This is a genomic window from Tropicimonas sp. IMCC6043 (genome assembly GCF_004146235.1).
Lineage (GTDB): Bacteria > Pseudomonadota > Alphaproteobacteria > Rhodobacterales > Rhodobacteraceae > Tropicimonas.
Genome location: NZ_SELO01000009.1, coordinates 109,383 through 123,449 on the forward strand (window position 1 = coordinate 109,383; position 14,067 = coordinate 123,449).

The window sequence follows — 14,067 nt, forward strand, 5'->3', positions numbered from 1 at the left end:
TTAGGATTTCTGGAACATGGCGAGCATGCGCCGGGTTACGAGGAAACCGCCGAAGATGTTGATCCCGACCATGAAGACCGAGAGCGCGGCGAGGATGACGACCAGCCATCCGCCCGAGCCGATCTGCATCAGCGCGCCGAGGATGATGATCGAGGAGATGGCGTTGGTGACCGCCATGAGCGGCGTGTGGAGCGAGTGGGAGACGTTCCAGATCACCTGGAAGCCGACGAAGACAGCCAGCACGAAGACGATGAAGTGCTGCATGAAGCTCGATGGCGCAAAGGCACCGACGAGGAGCAGGAGCGCGCCACTGATGCCGAGCAGCAGGGCCTGGCTCCGGGTCTGCTTGCGGAATTCCTCCCGCTCGAGCGCCAGCTTCTCTTCCCGCGTGAGCTCCTTCGGCTTCTCGGCCGGCTTCTTGACCGCGATCGCCTGGATCTTGGGCGGCGGCGGCGGGAAGGTGATCGCACCCTCGTGGGTGATCGTGGCCCCGCGGATCACGTCATCGTCCATGTTGTGATTGACCGTGCCGTCCTTCTCGGGCGTCAGGTCAGTCATCATGTGACGAATGTTGGTGGCATAGAGCGTGGAGCTCTGCGCCGCCATCCGGCTCGGGAAATCCGTGTAGCCGACGATGGTCACGCCATTGTCGGTCACGATCTTCTCGTCCTTGACCGTCAGCTCGCAGTTGCCGCCGCGCTCGGCAGCGAGGTCGACGATCACCGAGCCGGGCTTCATCATCTCGACCATGTCCTTGGTCCAGAGCACCGGCGCGTCCCGGTTGGGAATGAGCGCGGTGGTGATGACGATGTCCATTTCGGGGGCGAGTTCGCGGAACTTGGCAAGCTGCGCCTCGCGGAACTCGGGGCTCGAGGGCGCCGCGTAGCCGCCGGTGGCCGCGCCGTCCGTCTGCTCCTCGTCAAACTCGAGGTAGACGAACTCGGCACCCATCGACTCGATCTGCTCGGCCACTTCGGGCCGAACGTCGAAGGCATAGGTGATGGCGCCCAGCGAGGTCGAGGTGCCGATCGCGGCAAGCCCGGCGACGCCGGCACCAACGACCAGTACTTTCGCGGGAGGCACCTTGCCGGCGGCCGTCACCTGGCCGGTGAAGAAGCGGCCGAAATTGTTGCCGGCCTCGATCACTGCCCGGTAGCCGGCGATATTGGCCATCGAGCTGAGCGCGTCCATCTTCTGCGCCCGGCTGATCCGCGGCACCATGTCCATCGCGATGACGGAGGCGCCCTTTTCCTTCGCCGCTTCCATCAGCGCCTCGTTGGAGGCCGGATAGAAGAAGGAAATCAGCGTCTTGTCGGCACTGAGCAGGCCGATCTCCGCGTCTTCCGGCGGCCGCACCTTGGCGATGATGTCGCTCGCGGCATAGAGCTCCTCTGCGGACCCCAATACCTCAACACCCGCCTCGGCATAGGCGGCGTCCGAGAAGCCGGCGGCCTTCCCGGCCCCGCTCTCGATCGCGCATTCGTACCCGAGTTTCTGTAGCTGCTTGGCGGAATCGGGTGTCATGGCGACACGCGACTCGCCCGGGAATACCTCCCGCGGGGTACCTATCTTCACGTATCCGTCCCTTTCGTTCGGATGCGGTCGAGGCTTGCCCAACCGCATATGTCGTTCTCCGAGGCCGTGTTTGGCACCCATACTGCGGGTTTTCCAGCGCAAAGGAGGCAGGCGCGGCGTTATGCTCTAGAGCCAGCGTCGGGTGCGGGCCGACCATTGCGCGAATTGGGGGCCGAAATCCTCCTGGAGCCAGCGCTCCTCCTCGAGGATGAACCGGTCGGTGATCAGCCACATGAAGAGCGGAACGAGGATCAGGCTCGGCCAGGCGGACCAGTGGACGATCAGCCCCAGGAGCACCATCAGGTCGCCGAGATAGATCGGGTTTCGCGTGCGCGAAAAGACTCCGTTGGTCACCAGATGCCGCGCATGATGATGGGGAATCACAGTGGTGTGGTTCTGCTGCATCTGCACCACGGCGACGAGCATCAGCAGGATCCCGCCGCCCACCAGCAGGCCCGCCGCGATGTCGGTCAGCGGGTGGTCGACCGGCGCCACCGGCAGGCTGACCGCCTGCACCCGCGCCAAGATCAGAAAGAGCACCAGCCAGAGCGGCGGCAGATCAAGCCATTTCCACAGCGGCATCTTCGGCATTGGTCGCTCCCGGCCACAAAACATCGCGGTCACTGATACATCCGCCGGGCGCGCCTGCAAGCCCGCGGCTTCGGACGGCCATTCCATCCGTTGTCGGGATGAGGTTTGAACGGAAGCGCAGTTTTCAGTTATTGATCGGCGATGTCCTTGCAGCTCCGGCCGCGGCGCGTGCCCCGTGGGCGCAATCGAGGGAGATATGATGACCGGTTTCGCCAGTATTTGCGGCCCATTGTCCCTGCGCCGTTGCCCGGGACTCGGCATGACGGGCTTCCACGAATGAATTGGGAGATTCGCGCGGGCGGAGCAGCGGAGGCCGCTTCCTGCATGGACGTCTATGTGGATGCGGTGCGCAACGGGACGGCAGGGCACTACACGCCAGCTCAGGCGCTCGCCTGGGCGCCGACCGAGGCGGTCGAGGACTGGCTGCCGCCACGACTGGCCGCCGGGACGACATGGATTGCCTGGTCGGCGACGCGCGCCGAAGGATTCCTGACGGTGACGCCTGCGGGCCATCTCGATTTCTTCTTCGTCCGCCCCGAAGCTCGCGCAAGCGGCCTCGCCGCAGCGCTCTACGCGCACCTGATGACTTGGGCGGACGCGCAGGGACACGACCATCTGACCACAGATGCCAGCCACCTCGCCCGCTCTTTCCTTGAAAAGCGCGGCTGGCGGATGATCGCGGGCGAAACCGCAATCCGCCACGGCGTGGCGCTCAAACGCTGGCGGATGGACTGGCAACGCCCCTCGGAAACGTCCGGCGTGGCCACCTAACGCCCTGAATCTGTGTGAAACTCCGTCGGCCCACCTCAGGCGGTACGGAGCGCCGGCCCCTGTCGCCGCGCCGCCCAGTCGGCCACCGCCTCCCCGAACGCTTCGAAGAGCGGCCGCGAGACCGGATCGCAGGCGGCGCGATATTCCGGATGCCATTGCACCGAGAGGGTAAAGCCCGGCGCGCCCTCGACATGGATCGCCTCGGGCGTTCCGTCCGGCGCGCGGCCCTCGATGACGATCCGCTTGCCGGGCTGGCAGATTCCCTGTCCGTGCAGCGAATTGGTCATCACCTCCAGCGTGCCGTAGAGCCGGTGAAACACGCCTCCTTCGGTGAAGCGGACGCAGTGGCGCAGGGCGAATTTCTCGTCCAGCGTGCCGTCGGGCGGCATCCGGTGGTTCATCCGCCCCGGCAGGTCCCGGATCTCCGGGTGCAGCGTGCCGCCCATCGCGACATTGACCTCCTGAAAGCCGCGGCAGATGCCGAGAAAGGGTTGGCCGCGCTCCACCAGCGCCCGGATCAGCGGCAGGGCGACCGCGTCGCGCGCCCGGTCGAAGGCGCCATGCGCTTCCGTCGCCGTCTCGCCATATTCCTCAGGATGCACGTTGGGTCGCCCGCCGGTAAAGAGAAAGCCGTCGCAGACCTCCATCAGATCCTCGACCCGCACGAAGCGCGGATCGGCCGGCACCACCAGGGGCAGCGCTCCGCAGACCTCCGCCACGGCCTCCGAGTTCATCGTCCCGCCGGCATGGGTCGGGTATTCGTCGTTGATCAGGTGTTGGTTGCCGATGATGCCGACGACGGGACGCGCCATGGTGCCTCGCTGGTTGCTCTGCCTTCTACATAGACCGGCCGGCGGCTGCCTCAAAGACTCTCTCGCGCACAGATCCCTGCGCCGCCGCACCAACCTGCGCCGTCAGTCATCGGCCTCCTTGCGGGCTTCCTTGGCCTTCACCTGCCGCCGCCGGTAATGCAGCGTCGGCTCGGTGTAGCCCGAGGGCCAGTTGCCGTCGTTGAACACGAGGTCACAGGCGGCCTGGAACGCATGCCCTCCGAATTCCGGCGCCATCGGCCGGTATCCCGGCTCCGCCTCATTCTGCGCGTCGACCTTCCGGGCCATCCGGCGCATCACGTTCATCACTTTCGGCTCGTCGACCATCCCGTGGTGCAGCCAGTTGACCAGCGCCTGGCTGGAGATCCGGCAGGTTGCCCGGTCCTCCATCAGGCCCACATCGTTGATGTCGGGCACTTTCGAACAGCCTATGCCGTGATTGACCCAGCGGACCACGTAGCCGAGGATGCCCTGGCAGCAGTTCTCCACCTCGGCCTCAATCTCCGCCTCGGTGAGGTCGCGCTCCAGCAGCGGGATGGTCAGCAACTCCTCGAGCGAGGCCCTCGGTCCGTCGGAGATCTCTTCCGCGATCTCCGCCTGGCGTCGTGCCACGTCGACGATGTGGTAATGCGTGGCGTGGAGAACCGCCGCGGTCGGGCTCGGCACCCAGGCGCAGTTCGCGCCGGCCTTCGGGTGGGCGATCTTCTGCGCCAGCATGTCGGCCATCCGGTCCGGCGCCGCCCACATTCCCTTGCCGATCTGCGCCCGCCCCCTCAGCCCGCAGGCAATCCCGATATCGACATTGCGAAGCTCGTAGGCTGCCAGCCAGGGAGCGTTCTTCATGTCGGCCTTGGGCATCATCGGCCCCGCCTCCATCGAGGTCGAGGTCTCGTCTCCGGTGCGATCGAGGAACCCGGTGTTGATGAAACAGACCCGATACTTCGCGGCGGCAATGCAGGCCGCGAGATTGGCCGAGGTGCGGCGCTCCTCGTCCATGATCCCGATCTTGACCGTATAGCGCGGCAGCTCGAGAATTTCCTCAACCCGGGTAAAGATGGCATCGGCGAAGGCGACCTCGTCGGGCCCGTGCATCTTCGGCTTCACGACATAGATCGAGCCCGCGGGCGCATTTACCGGCCCATCCGGGCGGCGCAGGTCATGCAGCGCGATCATCACCGTGACCAGCGCATCCAACAGGCCCTCGCCGATCTCCGCTCCCTCGGACTCGCACACCGCCGGAGTCGTCATGAGATGGCCGACATTGCGCACGAGCATCAGCGCGCGCCCCCTGAGCCGGGCCGGCCGTCCGTCGGCGGCGACGAATTCGACGTCATCCTCCAGTGCCCGGACGAAGCTGCGCCCGCCCTTCTCGACCTCGGCGGTCAATTCACCGGTCATCAGGCCGAGCCAGTTGCGATAGGCCAGCGCCTTGTCGGGGCCGTCGACACAGGCGACGCTGTCCTCCATGTCCATGATCGTGGAGACTGCCGCCTCGAGAAGGATATCGGAGATCCCGACCGGGTCGGCCTTGCCGACGACGCTCGTCGGGTCGATCAGAAGACGGATATGCAGCCCGTGTGCCCTCAGCACCAGCTCGCGCAGCCCGCCGTCGCCACCCGGGACAATGCCGGCGAACTGCGCCGATTCGGCCAGAGCCGTCATCCGGTCGCCGAGCCGGAGGCCGAGCATCGGCCCGTCGAAGGTAAAACCGGTGACCTCGGACCAGCGGCCGACTGCGAGCGGAACCGCCTTGTCGAGATGCGCCTTGGCCCAGGCGACCACGCGCGTGCCGCGTTCGCTGTCATAGGCACCCGACGGCGGCGGAGAACCGATCGCATCTGTGCCGTAGAGCGCGTCATACAGGCTTCCCCAGCGCGCATTGGCCGCGTTCAGCGCGTAACGCGCATTGGTCACCGGCACGACGAGTTGCGGCCCGGCGATCTCGGTGAACTCCGGCTCGACATTCTGCGTTGCGATCTCGAAACGCGCAGGTTCCGGCACGAGATATCCGATCTCGCGCAGGAAACCCGTGTAGGCGTCCATGTCGAATGGATGATCCCGGTTCTGCAGATGCCAGGCGTCGATCTTCTGGTGGATCTTCGCTCTCAGATCGAGAAGTTCCCGATTGCGCGGTCCGAACTCGGCGACCATGGACGCGAGACCGTCCCAGAAACGGTCGGGGTCCACACCGGTTGCGGGCAGCGCCTCCGCCTCGAGGAACGCCGCCAAACTCGTTTCGACCTGCAATCCGCTCCGACCGACAAATTCGTCCACCACCGTCCTCCGCGCTGCACCCGTTCGACTGCCCGGGAACCCTAGCAGAAATGTCGCCTGCATCAATCAGCCCGCTGTCCCGCACGTGTTTTTTGCGCCGCGGCGTAGTGAGTCCCGATGCGTGGACCCGCGGAAACCGAGCCGCTGGCGATGCCCGGCCTCACAACGGCCGCCCCGCCCAAGCGCTTGAGACGCGTACCGGGCCTCGTGCTTCGCCCAGACAACTGCTTCCTGAAACCGGGATTTCTCGCCATCGCCGGCGCACCCGGGTTGGACGCCGGCCCCGCAGATTGGGCCTGCCGCAACTGGCCCGCTCCGGTGGCGGATCGCGAACCGGACACCCGGGGGGGGGCCCGTTGCACGGATGGGCGTGATCGGACAGTCACGCGCAGGTCGATCGAGTCCAGAATGACCATGGCCGCGGCCGATTGACTCGAGGCTGGTCGTTGTTCGCGGCTCTGCCAGGAACTCAGAACAACTCGACACCGTTTTGTTCGCCATACGGCGCCGGACGGCACACCGGTTTCGCGTCATCTGGGAGCGTGCGGAGCAACATTTGACGCGCCTTTCCCGTCGCCGGCCAGAACTGGATCCTGCGCCCGACGATCCCGCCCAGACTGCTCGCGATGCAGGGAATGTTCTCGCGGTGGCAAAACTCCTTGGCAAAGCGCGCATTGGCCTGGCCAATGTCGCTGAGCCCCTCGATCATCCGTGCTCCACCGAACAGCTTCGCGCGCAGTCGCCGCCTGTCTGCACCTCTCCGAAGCAAAGCGTTGATCAGCAGCTCCATGGCGTTGGTCCCATGCGATCGGGAGTGCAGATCGCTTCCGCAATTGTCCGGCAGCAGGATGTGATTCATCCCTCCAAGCGCGCTGTCGGGATCCCAGAGACAGGTGGCCACGCAAGACCCGAGAACCGTCGTGATCATGGTATCCGGACAGTCCGAGATTGCCTGCTCCCCCTGAGACACGTGCAGGACCTGAGATCTCACGCGCGCGTCACTCCGAGTGGCGCTCGAACTGCATGCCCTTTTCCAGTCTCCCGAAGGATCGACCCGCTGATCTTGTTCAGGTTCTGCGTCACGCAGGCGCCCCCGAGTTCCACGGCGACCCGCGGCATACCGTAGACAACACAGCTTTCCTCGTCCTGCGCGATCGTGAAAGCCCCGCCCTGCCGAAGCTCGGCGAGCCCCTGCGCGCCGTCCCGGCCCATTCCGGTCAACAGCACGCCCACGATCTGTTTTGACATCGAGACCGCGGATCGGAACAGAACGTCCACGGAAGGTCGGTGACCGGACACTTTTTCGCCCGCCAGGAGGTGACTCACGCCACCGCTGAGAAACTTCCCCAGCTTGAGATGACACGACCCACCCGGTGCGATCCGGACCATCCCCTGATCGAGGCGCTCGCCATCTCGTGCGAGACTGACATCGGGTTGGACTCTCCTGGACAGGCGATCCGCGAAGCTCTCGAGGAAGCTTTCGGGCATGTGTTGTGCGATCAGCGTTGGCGGGCAATTCGCCGGATAGCCGGCCAGCAACTTCTCCAGTGCGTCGACCCCGCCGGTCGACGCTCCGATCAGAACGATCTTGCCGTTCCAGACGAAGTTGCCGGGCGGTGCGGCGTCCAGCGTGGCACGGCCGGGGAGACGCGCACAGGACGCGACATAGACGCGCTCTGCGAGCGTCCGAAAAGTCTCCGGCGATGCACCGCTGGGTTTTCCGATACAGTCGATCGCCCCGAGCGACAGAGCTTCCACGGCGGCCGCACTTCCCTTGTGCGTCTCCGTCGAAAACATCACGACCGGAAGCGGCCGGAGGCGCATCAGCCTCTCGAGAAAGGAGAGACCGTCCATTCGCGGCATCTCGACATCGAGCGTTATTACATCAGGGTTGGTCCGCTTGATAATGTCCCGCGCCTCGTAGGGATCTCCCGCTTCTCCGACCACGGCGAACCGTCCGTCCTCCAGAAGTTGCTTTCGGACCAGAGCCCGCATCACCACTGAATCGTCGACAATCACTACGCGTTTCTGTTCCATATCGTTATCGTTTCCGACACTCGCAGGCTCTCCTCCCGAGGCGCCCTCGGGTCACGGCGCTGCGGATCAGAAATCCTCCCAGTCGCTGTCCAGGTCGGCCTCCGTTACCGGCATCGGCGTCGACGCGGAGACCGCTCCTGCACTCGCCAAGGCCTGCTTTGGCGCCGGGCGCGCAGATTGCGGCGGCTTGATGCCACGCTGCGCGACCCTGACTCGTTCAGAACGAACGCCTGTGCGGAACCGTGCCATCGTGTCGGCGAGCGCCGACGCCTCGCGCGTGAGCGCGTGGCTTGCCGCCCTGGTTTCTTCGAACATGGCGGCGTTCTGCTGGGTCACCTGGTCGAGCTGGTTGACGGCGGTATTGATCTCCGCCAGCCCGGTGGATTGCTCCCGCGCCGAAACGGCGATCTCCGAGACATGGCCGGCGATGCCCGAGACGCTCTCGACGATCCGTTTCAGGGCGGTCCCCGTCTCACCGACGAGTTCCACGCCCTTGCGGACATGCTCTCCGCTCCTCGAGATCAGGTCGTTGATCTCCCGGGCGGCATCGGACGAACGCTGGGCAAGCGCGCGCACTTCGGAGGCGACGACGGCGAATCCACGGCCTGCCTCGCCCGCGCGGGCGGCCTCGACGCCCGCGTTGAGAGCCAGCAGGTTGGTCTGAAAGGCGATGTCATCGATGACGCCGATGATCTTCGAGATCTGCCCGGAGGAGGTCGCGATCTCTCCCATCGCCGAGACCGCCTGTTCGACCACATCGCCGCTCTTCTCGGCATTCCCACGCGCATCCACAACCACCTCGTTGGCACGGGCAGCGCCTTCGGCAGCGGAGCGGACGCTGGAGGTCAGCTCGTCCAGCGCCGCGGCCGTCTGCTCAAGGGTCGCCGCCTGTTTCTCGGCGCGTCGGGACAGATCCTCCGCGGCAGTGTTGATCTCTGTCGCCTCGCCATGGATGGACGCGGCGTTTTCAGCAACCTGGGTCATCGCTGTCATCAGGTTCGACGCCGATTGGTTAAAATCCTTGCGCAACTGTTCGTATTCGTCGGGGAAAGCCGTGTCGATCGACACCCTCAGATTTCCCTTGGAAAGTTCTGCCAGACCGACCCGGAGACCGTCGAAAACCCTTGCCTGGGCCGCAACCATGGCACGAAGGCGCTCTTCGGCATCCCTGATCTCCATGGCAGTTTCCGTGACGTCGGTTCCTATGAACAGGTACCGCAGCACACGCCCTTGCCGGTCCAGTACCGGGTCGAAGCTTCCGTCGACCCAGGACTCCCGCCCCCCCACGCCGGTGACGCGGAAGGTGCCCCGGACCACCTCGCCCGAGCGAAGACGCTCGAGCATCTCCTCCGACCCAACCTGTGTACCAGTGTCGGGAGCGAAATGGCTCAGAAGACTCCGTCCGATCGACTCCGCCTGCTCTGTTTCCAAGCATTCGGCCATGAGGGCGTTAGCCCGAAGAATTGCTCCGTCCGTCTCGATCCGGGCGGTCAGAAGATTGTCGTCGATCGTCCTAAACAAGGCCTCCTGCATCAGCGCGTCGGTCACGTCCTGCCATTCCATGACATTTCCCACATAGGCCCCGCCGGCGTCGATCACTGCACTGATCGTCAGGGCGAAATCGGTCTCGCCCAAGCGAATGTCGGCGGTGGCGGGCAGGTCCTCGGGTCCGGACAGGAGTCTTTCGATCTGGCTTAAGTCCCTGTGGACCATCTGAATCGGCTGACCGACAAGGCTGTCGGGGTCGAAGTCCGGGCAGTTGTCCTTCAGCGCCTCGACATGCAGACGCAGGATCCGGTCGAGCGCCGGATTCAGATACAGAATCCGCATGTCGCGACCGACAAGCATCGTCGCGGCGGTGGTTGCCGCAAGCGCCGCGCTCTGGAACCCTGTGTCATGTTCGGCCGCGCACGCGCTCTTGAAGTCGTCGCGAAGATCGACCAGCGCGGCGGCGATGTCGCCGATCTCGTCGCGTCGGCCAAGACACGGCACTTCGATCTCGAGGTCGCCCTTGCCGATATCGCTCATCGCGCGTCGCAGTTGCCCCATCGTTGCCGCCGTGCTGCGCGAAAGCATCCAGCCGAGCAACGAGCTCACGACGAGGATCAGACCGGCCTTCCAGGCGACGGAGACAAGAAAGGCGCGCGACGGAGCGAACAGGCTCTCGAGCGGTTCCGCTGCGACAACAGCCCAGGTCGAACCGGGGACGGGCACCGGTGCAAACGCAAGCAATCCTGGCGCGCCCTGCAGGGTATCGGCGCGGATCGTCCCGGACCTGCCTTGCAGCGCCGAAGTCACCGCGTCGGAGGACATCGACCGGATCCGTGCCGTCGGCGCTGTTGCGAGCGTCGAGTCGCTGCGCAGCGCGCCGTCCGGTCCGACGAGGACGACCTCCGAACCGTCGGGAAGGTCGCGGCCAGACTGCAGGATCTCGTTGAGCCGGGTGATCGGCTTTCGATGAATCAGGACACCGAGAACCTCGTCGTTCGAGGCGCGAACAGCGCCTGCCGCGAAGACCGACGGGATGCCACCGGCGGGGTCATATCGCACGACATCACTCACCACAGCCCTTCCCGGCGCCGCAGCACTGGCCGCCGCATAGATCGCGGCGAGCGGATCTCCCGAGCCGTCTGGCGCGAGCGTCGTGCCGAAATCGTCGGCCTTGGCCAGCGTGTAGACGACGTTTCCCTGCTGATCGACGAGAAGAATGTCAGACAGCCCGCCACGCTTGGCCTGGGCAACGAAACCATCATGGAAACCGGCTTGGGTGGCCGCATAATGGGTGTTCGCGGGCGCCTCATCGTCCCGTTGGAACGGGAGGCTGAGCGCCATCACGGATTGCTGTGTGCCGGCCAGCCCGATCTCGAGTTCGACCGCATCGCGGAACTCCTCGAAGAACTCGGTGGTCTGTTCGGCCCGGGTCCGGGCTGCCAGTTCCAGGCGCCGCGCCGCGTCCACCATCGATTGCTCACGCATCTCGCGCCATGCGAAAAGCGTGGTTGTGCCGATGGCGAGAAGACCGATCACGGTCACGATCAGCGGCAATTTGATCGCGAACCTGAAGTTGTTCAGCAAACGCATGGGTTCACGGCCTCCGTAAGCCAGTACACATGTCGACGGCGATCCGCCGCGACAGCTCATCGCGGCAACCATTGCCACAAGGCATGAAAATCCGCTTAAGTGGTTCGGCGAGAGCGCGACTTGACGACATTTCATTGACATGGATCATGCACGTCGGTCGTGTCCGCCCGCTAGATTGGGTCTCGCCCGCCGGTTCGGCGCCGGCTGATCGGTGCCGGGAGCCGGGTTTCGTCGGGCCGGACGCGGCAAGCCCAGGAGCGCCGAAACGCATGAATCTGATCGAATCCCTTCTGGCCGACCATCCCGACTTCCATGCCTTCGACGCGGAGGAACGCCGGCAACTGGCCCGGCATGCCCGGATGGAAACCTTCCCGGCCGGCTCGACGATTTTCCAGGAAGAGGATGTCGCCGACGCGGTCATCCTGATTCTGGAAGGCGAAGTCGCGGTGCAGAATGCCCTGCCCGACCGCGACCCGGTTCGAATCGAGACGCTCTCTGCGGGAGACATCCTCGGCTGGGCCTGGCTGATGCCGCCGTTTCGGCGCCTGTCGGACGCCGTTGCCCTGAGCGATGTACGGGCGGTGGCATTGGACGCCGCGGGCGTGCGGGCGCTTTGCAACGCCCATCCCGCGCTCGGCTACCGGCTCTACCAGAACTGGCTGCCGCACCTGGCCGACCGGTTCCGTGCGCAGAGGCTGCAACTGCTCAGCGCGCTGACCGGCGGATAGTCGCCGCACCGCAGCAAGATCTTGAAATCGTGTAGTCTAGCTGCCATATTTTCGCATTGGGAAACAATCGGCCCGGCGACCGCAGACGGCGCGGCTGCCCGCGGCGCCGCGCAGAGGAATGTGGATGGGAAAGACCGGACAAAGGGTCCATATCGGCCTCGGCGTGGCCAACCGGCGCGATGGCGGCGTCGGGATCTGGCTTGCCCGGGCGCTTTCCCAGCGCGGATTGCCGGTACTCACGATCTCCCGCGACGACGCTGCGCTGATCGAGGCGATGGACACCCATTCCGACCTGGTGCTCCTCGACGCGACCCATGCCGGGCACCCTCCGGGTACAGTGACGCGGATCGACGCCGCCGCCGGACCGGTGCCGCAAGACCTTTTCCGTCACCCGGCCGGCAGCATTGGCCTCGGCGAGTTGGTGGAAACCGCCCGCTCGCTCGGGTGCCTGCCGCCGAAACTGCTGTTGATCGGAATCGAGGGGCAGGATTTCTCGCAAGGCGTCGGGCTCTCTCCAAAGGTGGAGTGGGCCGCGGCACGACTGATCGAGACGCTCGCGGCTCAGACCGGCTGATCGAGCAGCCCGCAGAGGCGCCTTGCGAGCAGATCCGGCCTCGAGAGCTGCGGGAAGTGTCCGCTGGAAATCTCCTCGATGCGGCGGCAGGGGCTTTCGTCGCACATGGCGCGTTGCAGCCAGGGCGTCACTGTCCGGTCTTCGGTGCAGAGGATGTAGTCGCGCGGCACGGAGCCGAAACGCCCGGCGCTGAGCGCGATCCGATCGGTCTGACCGGCATCGGGTTGCGGCCCGAGCAGCGCCAGCGCCCTGTCCTGCGCCGCCCGGTCGAGATCCTGGAACAGGATGTCGCGTGCCGCCTCGGGATCCAGCGCGGTCGTGCCGCGCTCCCGGCCACGGCGAACCGCAGGGCCGATCGTCTGGGGTTCGCGGCGCTTGATCGACAGGAGCGACTCGCCGTCGCGCGGCAGGAACGCGGCAACATAGACGAGCTGCCGCACCCGCTCCGGCACACGCTCCGCCGCCGCCGAGATCGCCATGCCGCCCATAGAATGACCCACCATCACCGCCGGGTTGCCCGAGGCGAGCCGTGCTGCCAGTGCCGCGCCATAGGTGGCCAGGCCGACGTCGGAGGGCGGCGTCGGATCGGCGCCATGGCCGGGCAGGTCGACGGCCTCGACCGAATGGCCGGCCGCCCGGAGCAGATCCGGCACCCTGCCCCAGATCTCTGCCCGTCCCCAGGCGCCGTGAACCAGGATGATGCGCATCTCCTCCTCCCATGGCGTCGGTCGGGCTTCTTCCCGCCATCACATTCGTGCTAGAGCGGGTCAGGCGACGAGACAAGAAGCAGAGACCATGCGACTGGCTCATATCCGATCCGACATCCCCGGCGAGATGAATGCCACCCTGCGCCGTCTGGCGGAGGCGCGCGCGGCCGAGGGCGCGCGTGTCGTTGGCGCCGTCCAGATCAATCGCCGCCCGGTCGAGGACGGGCCCAGCGACATGGACCTCCGCCTGCTGCCCGACGGGCCGGAGCTGCGCATTTCGCAATCCCTGGGTCCGGGCTCCAGCGGCTGTCGCCTCGACCCGGAGCGGCTGGAGATCGCCGTGCATGAATGCGAAACGCGGCTGGCGGCTGGCGCCGATCTGCTGATCGTCAACAAGTTCGGCGGCCACGAGGCCGAAGGGCGCGGCTTCCGCGGCCTGATCGGCACGGCGCTGGCCGAGGGCATTCCGGTCGTCGTCGGCGTGACGGAGGGCTCGATCGGCGATTATCTCGCCTTCTCCGATGGGATCGGCGAGGAACTTCCTTGCGATCTCGACCGCCTCCTTGCCTGGACCCGCGGCTGAGTTCTGTACGGCCTGAGCAACGGTGCCGAACCGAACGCGGCGCGATCACAGCGTTTTGACCCGGGGCGAAAGCGTGCTACCGTTACGTCACGTTCGAACAGGGAGACTACCATGCGCTTCAAATTGTCCGCGGCGATCCTCCTTTTGTGCTTCGCGCCGGCGGCCGCCATTGCCCAATGCGCCATTCAGCACAATCAGCAGAGCGTGAGCCAATGCCCCGAGGGCGCCAGCTACGACGTCACCACCGGAACCTGCGTTCAACCGTCCACCAGCTGACGCAACCCGCATATCGACGCGCGGCGTTACCGGTGACACA

General features: G+C 65.7%; 13 protein-coding genes. 5 read left to right on the plus strand and 8 right to left on the minus strand.

What is annotated here, in order from left to right; translation table 11 throughout:
• Window positions 1-1,575 carry a Re/Si-specific NAD(P)(+) transhydrogenase subunit alpha gene (locus EU800_RS11295; protein ID WP_129632039.1) on the minus strand — a complete coding sequence of 525 codons (1,575 nt, stop codon included), beginning with the start codon at window positions 1,573-1,575 and terminating at the stop codon, window positions 1-3.
• 126 nt (window positions 1,576-1,701) lie between these two features.
• Window positions 1,702-2,166 (minus strand): isoprenylcysteine carboxylmethyltransferase family protein, encoded by a 465-nt coding sequence (locus EU800_RS11300; RefSeq protein ID WP_242500516.1) that lies wholly within the window; start codon window positions 2,164-2,166, stop codon window positions 1,702-1,704.
• Between the two features lie 276 nt (window positions 2,167-2,442).
• Here EU800_RS11300 and EU800_RS11305 point away from each other — a divergent pair, with 276 nt between their 5' ends.
• Window positions 2,443-2,937, plus strand: a complete 495-nt coding sequence (locus EU800_RS11305; RefSeq protein WP_165354634.1) for a GNAT family N-acetyltransferase — start codon at window positions 2,443-2,445, stop codon at window positions 2,935-2,937.
• A gap of 35 nt (window positions 2,938-2,972) precedes the next feature.
• Here the strand turns inward: EU800_RS11305 and EU800_RS11310 are convergent, their stop codons facing one another.
• The 5 genes from EU800_RS11310 to EU800_RS11330 form a co-directional block, all read right to left on the minus strand.
• A complete protein-coding gene (locus EU800_RS11310; protein WP_129632045.1) occupies window positions 2,973-3,749 on the minus strand; it encodes a gamma-glutamyl-gamma-aminobutyrate hydrolase family protein in 777 nt (258 codons plus the stop codon).
• A 102-nt stretch (window positions 3,750-3,851) separates the two neighbouring features.
• Window positions 3,852-6,041 carry a malate synthase G gene (locus tag EU800_RS11315; protein ID WP_165354635.1) on the minus strand — a complete coding sequence of 730 codons (2,190 nt, stop codon included), beginning with the start codon at window positions 6,039-6,041 and terminating at the stop codon, window positions 3,852-3,854.
• Window positions 6,042-6,510: 469 nt separating this feature from the next.
• Window positions 6,511-6,969 carry a chemotaxis protein CheD gene (locus EU800_RS11320; protein WP_129632051.1) on the minus strand — a complete coding sequence of 153 codons (459 nt, stop codon included), beginning with the start codon at window positions 6,967-6,969 and terminating at the stop codon, window positions 6,511-6,513.
• Between the two features lie 59 nt (window positions 6,970-7,028).
• Window positions 7,029-8,078, minus strand: a complete 1,050-nt coding sequence (locus tag EU800_RS11325; RefSeq protein WP_129632054.1) for a chemotaxis response regulator protein-glutamate methylesterase — start codon at window positions 8,076-8,078, stop codon at window positions 7,029-7,031.
• A 66-nt stretch (window positions 8,079-8,144) separates the two neighbouring features.
• Complete coding sequence (locus EU800_RS11330; protein ID WP_165354637.1) at window positions 8,145-11,159, minus strand: methyl-accepting chemotaxis protein; 3,015 nt, start codon at window positions 11,157-11,159, stop codon at window positions 8,145-8,147.
• Between the two features lie 29 nt (window positions 11,160-11,188).
• On the opposite strand from EU800_RS11330, the gene EU800_RS11335 reads away from it, so the two are divergent.
• Both EU800_RS11335 and EU800_RS11340 read left to right on the plus strand, forming a co-directional pair.
• Window positions 11,189-11,887 carry a cyclic nucleotide-binding domain-containing protein gene (locus tag EU800_RS11335; RefSeq protein WP_129632060.1) on the plus strand — a complete coding sequence of 233 codons (699 nt, stop codon included), beginning with the start codon at window positions 11,189-11,191 and terminating at the stop codon, window positions 11,885-11,887.
• Window positions 11,888-12,011: 124 nt separating this feature from the next.
• Window positions 12,012-12,461 (plus strand): hydrogenase maturation protease, encoded by a 450-nt coding sequence (locus tag EU800_RS11340; protein ID WP_165354638.1) that lies wholly within the window; start codon window positions 12,012-12,014, stop codon window positions 12,459-12,461.
• Here the strand turns inward: EU800_RS11340 and EU800_RS11345 are convergent.
• Window positions 12,449-13,168 carry an alpha/beta fold hydrolase gene (locus tag EU800_RS11345; RefSeq protein WP_129632066.1) on the minus strand — a complete coding sequence of 240 codons (720 nt, stop codon included), beginning with the start codon at window positions 13,166-13,168 and terminating at the stop codon, window positions 12,449-12,451. The two genes, EU800_RS11340 and EU800_RS11345, sit on opposite strands and share 13 nt — an antisense overlap.
• Before the next feature lie 88 nt (window positions 13,169-13,256).
• Between EU800_RS11345 and EU800_RS11350 the strand changes: the two genes are divergently transcribed.
• Both EU800_RS11350 and EU800_RS26820 read left to right on the plus strand, forming a co-directional pair.
• Window positions 13,257-13,751, plus strand: coding sequence for a DUF2478 domain-containing protein (locus tag EU800_RS11350; RefSeq protein ID WP_129632069.1), 495 nt, complete (start codon window positions 13,257-13,259; stop codon window positions 13,749-13,751).
• A gap of 111 nt (window positions 13,752-13,862) precedes the next feature.
• Window positions 13,863-14,027 carry a hypothetical protein gene (locus tag EU800_RS26820; protein WP_165354639.1) on the plus strand — a complete coding sequence of 55 codons (165 nt, stop codon included), beginning with the start codon at window positions 13,863-13,865 and terminating at the stop codon, window positions 14,025-14,027.
• Window positions 14,028-14,067: the final 40 nt, after the last annotated feature.

What these genes read in the sequence shown, in the direction of transcription:
- EU800_RS11300 (WP_242500516.1), bottom strand. Translation starts at nt 2,166, where the DNA reads ATGCCGAAGATGCCGCTGTGGAAATGGCTTGATCTGCCGCCGCTCTGG.
- EU800_RS11305 (WP_165354634.1), top strand. Translation starts at nt 2,443, where the DNA reads ATGAATTGGGAGATTCGCGCGGGCGGAGCAGCGGAGGCCGCTTCCTGC.
- EU800_RS11310 (WP_129632045.1), bottom strand. Translation starts at nt 3,749, where the DNA reads ATGGCGCGTCCCGTCGTCGGCATCATCGGCAACCAACACCTGATCAAC.
- EU800_RS11320 (WP_129632051.1), bottom strand. Translation starts at nt 6,969, where the DNA reads ATGATCACGACGGTTCTCGGGTCTTGCGTGGCCACCTGTCTCTGGGAT.
- EU800_RS11325 (WP_129632054.1), bottom strand. Translation starts at nt 8,078, where the DNA reads ATGGAACAGAAACGCGTAGTGATTGTCGACGATTCAGTGGTGATGCGG.
- EU800_RS11330 (WP_165354637.1), bottom strand. Translation starts at nt 11,159, where the DNA reads ATGCGTTTGCTGAACAACTTCAGGTTCGCGATCAAATTGCCGCTGATC.
- EU800_RS11335 (WP_129632060.1), top strand. Translation starts at nt 11,189, where the DNA reads ATGTCGACGGCGATCCGCCGCGACAGCTCATCGCGGCAACCATTGCCA.
- EU800_RS11340 (WP_165354638.1), top strand. Translation starts at nt 12,012, where the DNA reads ATGGGAAAGACCGGACAAAGGGTCCATATCGGCCTCGGCGTGGCCAAC.
- EU800_RS11345 (WP_129632066.1), bottom strand. Translation starts at nt 13,168, where the DNA reads ATGCGCATCATCCTGGTTCACGGCGCCTGGGGACGGGCAGAGATCTGG.
- EU800_RS11350 (WP_129632069.1), top strand. Translation starts at nt 13,257, where the DNA reads ATGCGACTGGCTCATATCCGATCCGACATCCCCGGCGAGATGAATGCC.
- EU800_RS26820 (WP_165354639.1), top strand. Translation starts at nt 13,863, where the DNA reads ATGCGCTTCAAATTGTCCGCGGCGATCCTCCTTTTGTGCTTCGCGCCG.